Consider the following 12,188-nt stretch of genomic DNA (forward strand, 5'->3'; position numbering starts at 1 on the left):
AACTGCCGTTCCAGACTCGTTTCGGTCAGTTCTTGCTGCTTTCGCACGTTATCGACCGTCTCAGCCACCGGAATTGCGTGTAACGAGGCTACGTCTACGTTCACTGTACGTTACAACCTGGAGATTTGCCCACATGCCTTTTGCATGTGATGTCAGAAGGCTTCGCCATGTCGCTTTCACTTCATGGCGCCTCTCAGGCTACGGGAGTGGAGTCTATTCTCCCGATTGGACTTTCACCAACTAGATAATGTGTCCTTATCTGGACACGCCTATTTGCCAACGCAAAGTATATAACTCATGTACCTGTTCCATCGGAACCCATTCCCAAGGTGTGTTCGTCACATATACGTTTAATCCCACTACCATTTTACTTTTCTCTGAGTACGTTCTATTTTGTGATTTTTCTTTTTCCGCGATTTTTGCTTGTCGTTTTTGAAGTTACTTTTCTGTTAATCGATTAAAAATGACGCGTGCAAACAGCTGTTGTTTATCACTAATATAAGCATTTTTTAATTCAAATGTTTCTCCAGGCTGTAATTGTTTCAAAATCTGTTTTACATCGATTTGTATGTATTCCGATTGTTTCTTAATTGCACCATTTTTAAAGTATTCTGGGCTAGGATTTTTCACATATACATTCGTATTCAATTTTAAACGAGAAATATAGTATGTACCTCGTTGATCTATTTGATCTAAGTCTTCCAATGAAAAATAACCCAAATCACGAATACATAAATCCCCTGGTCGTAAGGTATCTAAGCACTCTGTACCAAAAATTTTGTCATTATTTTTTCCTGGTCCAACTTGAAAGTTAAGAAATTCCCCACTGTGTAGATCGTATTCTAATTGAATTTTGATTCCGGCTGTTTGGGCACATCCTCCAGAGCCTGGATATACATTCTCTAAAGCATTTGGCACTTGAAATAAGGTAGCATCTAGGATGCGAATTCGCCCAAAATAAGAGAAGAGATGATTAGAAAATTGCGTTTGTTCACATATTTTTTGTTGTAACAGTAAAGAAAAAATATGTTGTAAAAACAAAACTGCTTTAGCATTTAAACGTTTATTTAAGCCCTCAGGGCTGAGTAAAGTACCAGTAGCTGCATGAAGCCTGCTACATAATCGGACTAAGGGATCACTTGCCACCCGTTGACTGATCCAAATACAAATGGTAGCTAAGTCTGAGCCGGAAAACTTACGTTTTCGCTTTATAAATCCGATTTCTCTTGCAAGTTCTTCTAAAAATACAGGTGTAACATATCGTTGTAATTCTTCCGCAAATGATTGTAGTTCATCTTGAATCGAGAGATTCATAAAAAACGTCATCCTTTCTAATCTAGCTTTTTTAGAAAGGATAACGTTTTCTTGTATTTGAAGGTATTAAAATCTCTTAAGTTAAGGCATGTATGGTGATCCTATATGGATGAGATAATAAAAAAGCTAGCATTTTGCTAGCTTCCACATTATTTTGAAGTAAGTGCAACTAAAACATCTACTGGATAGTCAACGGAGTTTTTCACTTTATATTCTGTCGGACTTGTAAGATCCTTAAATTGATCACCAAGTTGACCAAAAAGATTATTCCAAATAGCATCTCGATCAGACATCCATTTTTGTAATTTTTCCCCTGGAATAACTGAATATGTTGCTACTTGTTGATATAATGCTGTTCTATATTGATCATATGCATAATCAGTCTTTGGATTAAAGTCAAATGTTTTTGTAACTGTACTTTCTGAATTTAAAGTAACACCATAACCAAAACTTGCAGTTAATGATTGATTTACTTTTGCAACCCCCTCAAGACCTACTTCCATCCCAATTGTATAAGATAATCCTACAGTTACATTATGCGAAATACCACTTGTAACCGCTTTGCTCCAATGATAACCTGAATTTTTATCTACTATATTTGAATCAATCAATTTCCAATTTACTTCTTTTTTCAATTTAGTATCTTCTAAAATTGGATCGTTTTTAGGAATGGCTATTGTATATAATATTTCTCCTTTGTTACCTGTTTTTTCATATTCTTCTCCAACCTTAAGCCATGTACCATCAGCTTTTAAAATTTTATGTTTAGAATTAGCATCCATTTTTAATCCATAAACTCTTGCTCCATTACTCTTAGCAACAACATCTACATATACATAATCAATTAACTTTCCATCTTCTGTAGACACATGCCATTCATTAGGAAATTCTTCATAAGGACCTGTAGGAATGTAAGGGAGTTGCGTACCATTTTTAGCAACCTGAGCTGCTGTCATAGGTGTTTTTGATCCTTGTGAATCTACTACAATTGGAAGACTTCCTACTTTCGTAGTAGTATTAGTATCTGCAGAAGAAAACCCTGGTGCTACAAATAAAGCTGCACTTAATACAAATGCTGCGGGGATTATTTTTTTTATACGATTCATGCTATTTCTCCTCTTCTTTCATTATTTCTATAAGATTACAAAAATGAAATCCCTTTCGATATATTTATCTTATTATAAATATCTTTCAAATCACTTTCATAAATGTTACAAAAGCCTTTCATTAATTTGAAAGGCTTTGAAATTTCTAAAATACACGTATCAAACTCAAATTATAGTATTTACTCTCAGGATGCCCCTTGAACCCAATAATCGTTTCCTTTTTACTTTATGACATAAATAACTTTTGCTATGTGTAAATGTATTTGTTGTTGGTGATTCACTTATGCATCAAACCATAAGTGAATATGTCTAGCTATAATACGTTGTTCTAACAGGCTTTTCTAAAAATGAAGGAGTAAAATATTTATGTAATTCTTCAGCAAATAATTGTAGTTTACTTTGAATTGAAAGATTCATAAAAAACGTCATCCTTTCTAATCTAGCTTGTTTAGAAAGAATAACGTTTTTTGGTACTTGGGGGTATTAAAATTTCTTAAGTTGATGGGCATGTAAGGTGACCCCATATCCATCAACTTAAGAAAAATAAACGCCCTAAAACGAAAAAAATAAGCGGACTTCTGAAAGTAACTATCTGTAGAGAAAGAAAATTTTTATTTAGGGGGTATATTAAAACCTTAGCTTGACGGTGATGGGCTACCGCCAGCATTTTGGAAAAAACCCACGTTAAGAGTTTTTGGCATAAAAATAAGTAGTTTTAATAACGCTAAGAGCATGCAAGATTTTATAATATCAGAGAGTAAGAGAATCCCTTGGTATAAAAGGATTCCTGACGATATCCAACTTTTTATAATGTGGCGTTATGTTAACCGCACATGTATAGGATATACATAAATACATTTTGTCGAAATTATTAAAAAGGGGAATTTTTCTATTTGAAGAATTAATAATTGTTTGCCATATGTATTAGAAATCTCAATCTAAACTAAAGGAGAACAAAATGGGACAAAACAATAAAGGATTTTCCGAAACAGGGTTGCGCAAAATGCGCAATGTACTGGCGCAGCATGTCGATTCTGGAAAGATTCCTGGGCTCGTCGCCTTAGTCAGCCGAAACGGCGAGACGCACGTCGAAGCGCTTGGAACAATGAGGCATGATGGTGGCGCACCAATGCGTCGGGACACGATCTTTCGATTGGCGTCCACTAGCAAGCCGATCGCAGTTTCACCGGTAATGGTTCTACTCGACGAGTGCAAACTGCATTTGGACGACCCAGTAGACAAATGGCTGCCCGAACTCGCCGACCGGCAGGTGTTGAAACGGCCCGATGGTCCGCTGGAAGAGACCGTCCCAGCACGGCGTCCTATCACTGTACGAGACCTGTTGACCTCCACATTCGGGCTCGGAGTGGATCTCACGTTGATGGGTTCTCCGATCATGAACGCGTTCTTCGAGAGTGGGATATTCGACACGCCAGGGCAGGATATGCCCGATCCAGATGAGTTTATGCGTCGCCTAGGTGCACTTCCGCTAAGCTACCAGCCCGGAGAGCGGTGGCAGTATCATATCAGTATCGAAGTGCTCGGCGTGCTTGTTGCCAGGGTCACGGGTCAGACATTCGAGTCGTTCCTGCGCGAACGCATCCTCGATCCACTGGGGATGAAGGACACTGGCTTCTACGTGCCTGAGCGCAAGATTGACCGGCTTCCACCTGCCGTCAACCCCGATCCGCAGACAGGTGAGTTCATCGTGTGGGATGAGGGTGCAGGCGGACGTTACAGCAAACCTCCAGCATTCCAAGCAGGCGGCGGTGGGCTGCTCGCAACCGTCGACGATTATCACGCGTATTTGCAGATGCTGTTGAACAAAGGGATGCACGGAACCAAACGGATCCTGTCCCGACCTGCAGTCCAGCTGATGACCACCAACAGTCTTACTCCTGAACAACAAGTATACCGAGACGATTTGGTCAAAAACAACGTCCATTTGTCGCTTGGACAAGGGATACAAGGCGGCTGGGGCTTTGGGATGGCGGTGCGTACCTATCTTGGAGACTACGCGTCTATCGGTCAGTTCGGCTGGGATGGCGGAACCGGCACTGCAGCTTACGCTGATCCAGACAAACAGTTTACTGGAATCCTGTTCACCCAGGTTGGGATGTCCACTCCGGACTCATCGCATCTTATTCAAGACTTCTGGACCACGGTCTACCAAGCAATCGAAGACTGAAACCGAACTTAGGTATTGTTTAAAGGAAAACGCCAAGACGGATGCAGAATCATAGGCATGTAAAGAAATGTTTTGTCAAATCCGCAGGATTTCAAAATCTTCGTCATGCTTCACGTACGATTAAAGGTATTGAGACCATTCATGCCCTATATAAACAAAGGCGAAGTCTTCAAAGAGACTCCGCCTTTTCAACGTACAATGAACTTCAACAATTACTAGCTACTTCCTAAACATTGTTCCTCATTTACCAACCTGTTTATGCTTTTTTCAAACTTTGCAACAGAACCTTATTATGAATAACCTTTTCCACTAAAATACTCCACACGCTTATCTACTCGTCGTTTCTTTTTATATTCCGCAGTCATAAGCAATGCACCCATTACAAACAAACTATTACTTACAATGATCCAAAACATAGATAAATGTTGCGTTGTCAATAAACCGGGAAAAATTGCAACACACATGAAAAAAATCCGATGAAAGAATACTGCTATACAAACAAATAATGTAGTTAATAAAATCAAGAAAAAAGAAATAAATATTTCCATATTAAAAAAACGCCACTGATATTCTTCATAAAAGTAAGCTATAACTTGTATTCCACATCCTAAAAATCCTAGCATATGACCCAAAACATGAACTTTATATCTATCTTGTTGCCTTCCCAGCTTCGCAGCTAAACTTATAAGGGTACCTGTTACAACTCCAATCAATATAAATACTCCTATGTACCATAATGGCCTACCGATAGAAATGTCGACACCATAAAAGCCATAGAGCATAAGGGTTATACATACTCCTATCATTATAGTAGACAAAAAAACATCATATTTTTTATATAGAAATTTCTTTTGCAAAACCAACGAACTCATTAGCATACAAGTACATGCTACTAAAGCAATATAAATAAAAACTCTCAAATCTCTCCCTCCTACATAGTAAATTTTACCATAATATTAACCTAAGTCCTATATTCATTCATATGAAAAAACGGCTTTTTGTAAGTTCCCTAAATACTTTCTTAAAGCAGGTAAAAACAAAATTTTAATTAAGCAGTCTTTGATTTATTTTCTATGTCCTTATCTACTAGTATTTTGCTGATTTTAAATAGAAAAATTGAAAGTATATATAAAATGGATGTAAATGCCACGATAGCGATAAACCCCATCCCCATCAAGCTAATATTTTTAATTACCCCCAAAACGAAAATTTTATGCATCGTTGACTACTGATAATGATGCGTTATGTTAACCGAGCATGAATACGATATACAGGTTTTTAAGGTAGGTTTTCCAATAAACAGTCACGAACTATTAATAATGAAGAGTTCACTTTAAGGAGGATTCATAAAATGAAAAAATTAATGACAAGTGATGGTACTACCTTACATATAAGCAAAGATGGACAAGGATTACCTTGTATTTTCTTACATGGAGGTCCTGGTTATTGGAGTTACTCTTTTGAACGGACAGGTGGCCCTCTTTTGGAAAGTTTTATGGAAATGCATTATCTTGATCGGCGGGGGTGTGGTCGCTCTTCACTCGCTCCGAAAGGAGATTACTCACTAAAAAGATTACTTTTAGATTTTGAGGAAATAAGGCAAGAATTAAAGATAGATAAATGGATTGTAATGGGACACTCATTTGGTGGTATTTTAGCTACTAACTACGCAAAACAACACCCTGACAATGTCTTAAGTTTAATCTTGCTTAATTGTACACTAAACAAGCGAGAGTCAAACCTGCATCAAATGAATGTAGGAAGAAGCTGGTTAGAAGAAGATAATGTTTTGAACTCTTATGAGTCAATCGAGTCTTTCTTTAAAGACTTCTTTGCAATGGCTGAAAAACTGCTAGAAATGGGAAAGTATTATGATTTACAGTTCACGGATAGAAAAAACTTTAAAGTCTTAGAAAGCTTAGATAAAGAACTTAAACACCGCCCTGATTTTCGTAAATATGTACATGCGGATCCTGAGTTTTTTCAAGATTATACTCAAATCACAACTGAAATTTCAGTACCAACTCTTGTAATTAGTGGCAAGTATGATGATGCTGTTGGACCAGATCACTATAAAAAATTTAATTTTCCTAATATGTCCGTTGCTATTTTAGAAGATAAGCATCATCCTTATTTAGAAAACAAAGAAGAATTCAGGCGCGCAATTCAGGAATTTATACTAGCTATACCTACTCTAAAAACAACTTAAATTTACTTCCGATATCGGGTTTTATATAAATAAAATAGGTCTAAAGTATGAATCAGTTTCATTATTAAGTATGATTTAAAAATTCCTTTTTTTGTTATCATTTAATTAATATTTAACAAATGGGGGATGAAATATAAAGCTTAAGGTTCAAGGGGTTTCTGAACTGGTTTTGCAGGTAGAATCAATGGCTAGAGCAGCGGGGGATTATTTGTATCCTTAATAGTCAAAGAGAAAGCAGTAAGAGAGTTAATATGTTGCAAGTATTGAGACAAGGAGTGTTATTCGGATGGCAAACATTTTAATGATTAACTTTCCAGCAGAAGGGCATGTCAATCCTACTTTGGGCATTGTAAAAGCTTTTGCGGAAAGAGGAGACAGTGTTCACTATATTACAACTGAAAAATTTAAAGAACGTTTAGAAAAAGTTGGCGCAACGGTTCATCTTCAGCCTGATTTATTGAGTAAAGCATCCATTGATCCGTATTCGAATGCCGGTTTAAATGCCTTTCTGAAAATTCAAATTCAAACTTCATTGGACGCTTTAGATATCACAAAACAGTTATCTCAGGATATTGATTTTGACTTTGTATTTTATGAAAAATTTGGAGCAGGGCAACTGGTGAGAGATTACTTGCAAATTCCGGGAGTTTGCTCTTCAGCATCCTTTTTGTTTCCCAAAGAATTTCTTAAAAACATGCCTTTATCTCCAGAATCCGGATTTAAACCTGATGAAGAAGCTGAAAAGTTAATGGTACAAATGAAAGAATGTTATGGCGTAGAGCCGGAGAGCTCGGCTCAGTTTATGAATAATGCGGGGGAATTAACGATTGTTTTTACGAGCCGGTATTTTCAGCCTAATAGCGAAAAATTCGATGATTCAAATATCTTTATCGGACCGACATTCCCAAAGAGGGCTTATACGGGTAGCTTTCCCTTTGAAGCATTAGAGGATGAACAAGTCCTTTATATTTCGATGGGGACGGTTCTTGACCGTACAGAGGAGTTTTTTAATACATGTATTGATGCATTTTCTGATTTCAAAGGAAAAGTTGTCATCGCTGCCGGTGAAAGAGTAGATATGACAAAAATTAAAGAAGCTCCCGAGCACTTTATCATTTCTTCATATGTACCGCAATTAAAGGTACTCGAGCACACGGATGTCTTTATTACCCATGGCGGTATGAACAGCGTGAATGAATCGATCCACTTCAATATCCCAATGGTTGTTATCCCGCATGACAAGGACCAGCCTACAGTGGCGCAGCGTCTGACTGAGCTTAATGCCGGCTACAGAGTATCAAAAGATAATTTGAAACCTGAAACGTTAAAGGATGCCGTTAAAGAAGTGCTGACCAACGAAATCTATAAAGAGGGTATCAAAAAAATTAATGAAAGTTTTCAAAAAAGCGGTGGGGCAGAAAAAGCTATAGAAGCTATTGATGCTTTTGTGCAAAACAAAAAATGAAGAGAAACACAAAGCCTTATTCAATGCGAGTTGAATAAGGTTTTTTTAGTTTGACTTCCACTAACGAGAATTATGTCAAAAGTAAAGCTATTCTGATGAACGGTTTTACTTTTGACTAGCGTAGTTTTTTCCAAAATGCTGGCGATACCCCATCACTATCAAGCTAACAAAACAAAATCCCCCTAAAATGAAAAAATCCGCTGACTTCTCAAAGTAATTAACTGTAGTGAAAGAAAATTTTTATTTTGGGGGGTACATTAAAACTTTAGCTTGATGGCCATGGCGTACCGCCCACATTTTAACGATTTCATACGCCAAGAGATTCTCAAAAACCAATAGCATGATTTCAATTGAGATTTTGATTTAAATAATGCGTTCTGAGACATTATTCTTCTTCTAAAATAGCGTAATAATATTCATCCCACCATTCATTTCCATGTGGTATGCACTTCCTGAAATAGCCTTCTCTTCTCATTCCAATCTTCTCCATCACTCGATATGATGGGGTATTTTGTGGCTGACATGTAGCTATAATTCTATGTAGTTTCATTTCCTTAAACCCATATTTCAATGTAGCTTGTGCTGCTTCAGAAGCATATCCTTTATTGAAATATTTAGGATTGAACACCCAACCAATCTCATAAGTATGTTCACCAAAATATTTATGAAAAACAATATGACCAATCAGGATATTTTCATCTATTAATACCACAGGAAAGTTCTTAGCATTTTCACCAATGTTTTCATTCACAAAGTTTCTTGTATCTTCTTCAGCAAACACCCCATCGGGTATGTATTTCATAACATTGATATCTGATGTATACTCATGGACAGCTTGCCAATCTTTGAACTCAAATTTTCGTATTAATAATCTTTCTGCTTTTACAAACATTTACTTTTCCCCCTCAAAAAATCCTAACTTTATTTCAAATCCACATTTAACCCTTAAACCAAAAAGAACTTGTAGGAATCACTACAAGTTCTTTTTGAGATAATGTTAATAAGGGACAAACAAACTATCTTAACAGACATAACAGGGAAACTACTTGAAGACTGGTGTGACAAGTTCATTATATAACAAATATTAACATTTGAAGATTATAATTTTGAAAATTGTGTGAATTACGAAAACAAAACGAGTTATTGCATTTTTATTCCTTCAAAAATCCTTCTGTTCATTTCGTATAAAACGCTTTAAAGCGACATCTATATCATAATATATTAGTAAAATTATAGGTATATGCAAACAGAGAAGAATGATAAAATAATACCTATAATTCTCCTCATACAGGCATCTCCTTTCAAAATATGTAATTTCTAGAACCTTACAATTATAAATTAAATCTCTATATTTAAATAATAAGAAATGAATAAAATACACAATTGCATATTCAACATTCTCATTAGGGTGTACCCTATTAATAAGTTAGTAAGTGGTTAATTTTAAAGGACTTAGAAGTTCTCAAATACAACTTACCAGAATTGAATTATAGTACTTTAAACAAACGAAAAAGAATTCCACTAGGAATAACAATTAAAAAAGCACTCATTCGAGTGCTTTTTGATTGAACAGTAATACTTTAATACTCTATAATTAACTTTTGGGAAGGTAATGTGAGAGTATTAGACGTAGTCTTAGCATTATCTTTTATTTGATAAACCATGAAATTGAATAATTTTGTGGTTTATTTTTTATAAATCCACAAGTTTTAAACTATTTTTCATAAACGTAATCATGAAATTAACATCGGATTACAGTTCCAGAATAGAGAGTCAGGAAATGGTCACCAATATCAATTATATTTGTTGCTTGTATATAACCTTTAAAACCATTTGATGAATAATAAATTTCTTTTGGAATACTTTCTTTAACCTGATAACTAGTTTTTGAGTACTTCACATAATGGTTTGTGATTACTGTTGATTCAGGGACAATATTAGCTCTTTGTTCAAAAGTATTTGCGATAGTAGAAGATGAATTAAATTCAACATTTTTCTGAGAAATACGATCCAAACTTTCAGCTTTTACACCTTCCGTTTGAGAAAAGGCACCTAAACTAGCTAATCCTATTAATGTAGCAAGTGTAAACTTTGAAAACCCTGTGAGTTTCCCCATTTTATAAGCCTCCTTTAAATTTTTTATAAGATAGATCCTTACACTTCACAGTCTATATCTAACAGATAGATTGTGTACATACATATCATTAGACAAAATTCTACACTATGCTCTATTTTTTTTAGATTATGTATAATAATCCGTTGTTCAAAAAGTTGTCACAAATAAAAAATGATAATGATAACAAAGAAATGAATAGTATATGCGTTGCTTGTATTATTATTAATTATCTTAATATTCTTTAATAATTAGATAAAATCTATATTAAAGGGTGAAAATGTGATATTTTTTAGAAAGAGGAGTAGTGTGGTTCTGTTGCAAAGAAAAAATGAAAACCAGTAAAACTCATATATTCCTAACAGAATTGTATTTTATGCTACAAGTTCAAACAATTGATGGATGAATTCTTTCTGGTTTTGGACAGACTGGCCCCGTAAATCAATCTGTTCTTTTTTAATCATATGCATAGCCTCTACTCCAGAAAGAATGGATGTAGCTGTGTCAAAGCATTTGAACCCTAGCATAGAACGGATACGCTTCTTTATAAAGCGATGATCTTGTTCTACTATATTATTCAAGTACTTTTGTTGTCTAAGTTGCATACCTTCAGGCATATGTTTCTCTTCTTTTAACTCTTGAATCGCTATAGGGTAGGCAGGGTTCTTATCCACTGTTACCACGCGAGGTTTAGAAACGTACGAAAAAGCCAAGGCTTTCTTGAGAAAGCGCTTGGCTGCTTGTTTATTTCTTGATTCACATAGATAAAAATCAATCGTATTCCCTTCTGAATCGACTGCACGATATAAGTACATCCATTGTCCTTTTACTTTAATATAGGTTTCATCGACTCTCCAAGAGTCATTAGTTAGCTTAAGGTGACGACGTATTCGTTTGTCCAATTCAGGGCCATACTGATGAACCCAACGCATAATCGTGGTATGAGAAATAGATAAGCCCCGTTCCTTCATCATTTCCATCAAATCACGAAAACTGAGGTTATACCGTAGGTACCATCTTACCGTTAACAAAATAATATCAGGCTGATAATGCTTCCATTTGAACAAATTTTCCTTTTTCATACTGATCACACACCTTTTCTAGAGTAGTAATATCAGTATGTCCAAGTTTTATAGATTTTTTGCACCAGATCCGTATCTTTATATGCTTCTTCTCTATTTGAAGGAATATCCATATATAAGATGTCTTCTCTAAATTGAGAAGCTGTAAAATCGTATCGCTTCCCATTAATAATATTATAAAAATGCCATGCATCAGGCAATTTAGTTTTCTTTATTGCTCCACCTAATATATCATTTATTACTAATGTGGTTACACCACATTGTCCCTTTGCAGGATTATCCTTACTCCATTTTGAACTGGATTTTAAAGACCAAGATTTAGACAAAGCATTCATTATTTTTTCTATTTGTAACGTATTACTCTCCATATAAATCCCTTCTCTTCTATAAATTAACTTATTATAATTTTTGATAAATGATAAAATAATCGTTTAAAAACTAAATAAATTTATAATAAATAACCGTTGCATCTAATTCACCATTCGGAGAAATTGCATACCCCGGTATTTTGCCGGATTCTTGATAGTCTAATGACTTGTACAATCTATTGGAAGAATCTCCTTCTCTAGTATCTAATACTAAAAGAGACCTGCTTTCTTGTTTTGCTCTTTCTTCTGCTTTTTGCATAAGTGAGCGTCCAATACCGTTACGTCTAAAGTTTGGATGAGTCATTAACTTGCATATTTCAGCTCTGTGGCTTCCATTTGGCTT

The 12,188-nt window shown here is 35.5% G+C and carries 10 protein-coding genes and 2 pseudogenes; 4 read left to right on the plus strand and 8 right to left on the minus strand.

Annotated elements, in window-relative coordinates; translation table 11 throughout:
- Window positions 1-264: 264 nt before the first annotated feature.
- A pseudogene (locus tag C564_RS33950) lies at window positions 265-1,314 on the minus strand (IS4 family transposase); the annotation flags it as partial.
- 149 nt (window positions 1,315-1,463) lie between these two features.
- Window positions 1,464-2,420 (minus strand): hypothetical protein, encoded by a 957-nt coding sequence (locus C564_RS0129550; RefSeq protein ID WP_018767932.1) that lies wholly within the window; start codon window positions 2,418-2,420, stop codon window positions 1,464-1,466.
- 958 nt (window positions 2,421-3,378) lie between these two features.
- Between C564_RS0129550 and C564_RS0129560 the strand changes: the two genes are divergently transcribed.
- Window positions 3,379-4,608, plus strand: a complete 1,230-nt coding sequence (locus C564_RS0129560) for a serine hydrolase domain-containing protein (protein ID WP_018767934.1) — start codon at window positions 3,379-3,381, stop codon at window positions 4,606-4,608.
- Between the two features lie 44 nt (window positions 4,609-4,652).
- A pseudogene (locus tag C564_RS37900) lies at window positions 4,653-4,838 on the plus strand (IS6 family transposase); the annotation flags it as partial.
- A gap of 60 nt (window positions 4,839-4,898) precedes the next feature.
- Here C564_RS37900 and C564_RS0129565 read toward each other — a convergent pair.
- Entirely contained in the window at window positions 4,899-5,486 is a 588-nt protein-coding gene (locus C564_RS0129565; RefSeq protein ID WP_051107089.1) for a hypothetical protein, read from the minus strand.
- Between the two features lie 473 nt (window positions 5,487-5,959).
- Between C564_RS0129565 and C564_RS0129575 the strand changes: the two genes are divergently transcribed.
- Both C564_RS0129575 and C564_RS0129580 read left to right on the plus strand, forming a co-directional pair.
- Window positions 5,960-6,817: an alpha/beta fold hydrolase gene (locus C564_RS0129575; RefSeq protein WP_018767936.1), complete on the plus strand. Its 858-nt coding sequence runs from the start codon at window positions 5,960-5,962 to the stop codon at window positions 6,815-6,817.
- Window positions 6,818-7,103: 286 nt separating this feature from the next.
- The gene (locus C564_RS0129580) at window positions 7,104-8,282 is read left to right on the plus strand and encodes a macrolide family glycosyltransferase (RefSeq protein ID WP_018767937.1); all 1,179 of its coding nucleotides are present in this window, start codon (window positions 7,104-7,106) and stop codon (window positions 8,280-8,282) included.
- A 385-nt stretch (window positions 8,283-8,667) separates the two neighbouring features.
- Here the strand turns inward: C564_RS0129580 and C564_RS0129585 are convergent, their stop codons facing one another.
- The 5 genes from C564_RS0129585 to C564_RS0129605 form a co-directional block, all read right to left on the minus strand.
- Window positions 8,668-9,174 carry a GNAT family N-acetyltransferase gene (locus tag C564_RS0129585; RefSeq protein ID WP_018767938.1) on the minus strand — a complete coding sequence of 169 codons (507 nt, stop codon included), beginning with the start codon at window positions 9,172-9,174 and terminating at the stop codon, window positions 8,668-8,670.
- Window positions 9,175-10,023: 849 nt separating this feature from the next.
- Entirely contained in the window at window positions 10,024-10,398 is a 375-nt protein-coding gene (locus C564_RS0129590; RefSeq protein WP_018767939.1) for a hypothetical protein, read from the minus strand.
- Between the two features lie 371 nt (window positions 10,399-10,769).
- On the minus strand, window positions 10,770-11,477 hold the full coding sequence (locus tag C564_RS0129595) for an IS6 family transposase (RefSeq protein WP_018767940.1): 708 nt from the start codon (window positions 11,475-11,477) through the stop codon (window positions 10,770-10,772).
- A 32-nt stretch (window positions 11,478-11,509) separates the two neighbouring features.
- Complete coding sequence (locus tag C564_RS0129600; RefSeq protein ID WP_018767941.1) at window positions 11,510-11,845, minus strand: YunG family protein; 336 nt, start codon at window positions 11,843-11,845, stop codon at window positions 11,510-11,512.
- 70 nt (window positions 11,846-11,915) lie between these two features.
- A partial coding sequence (locus tag C564_RS0129605; RefSeq protein ID WP_018767942.1) for a GNAT family N-acetyltransferase occupies window positions 11,916-12,188 on the minus strand: 273 nt, incomplete at its 5' end.

This window comes from Bacillus sp. 105MF, assembly GCF_000374885.1.
Lineage (GTDB): Bacteria > Bacillota > Bacilli > Bacillales > Bacillaceae_G > Bacillus_A > Bacillus_A pseudomycoides.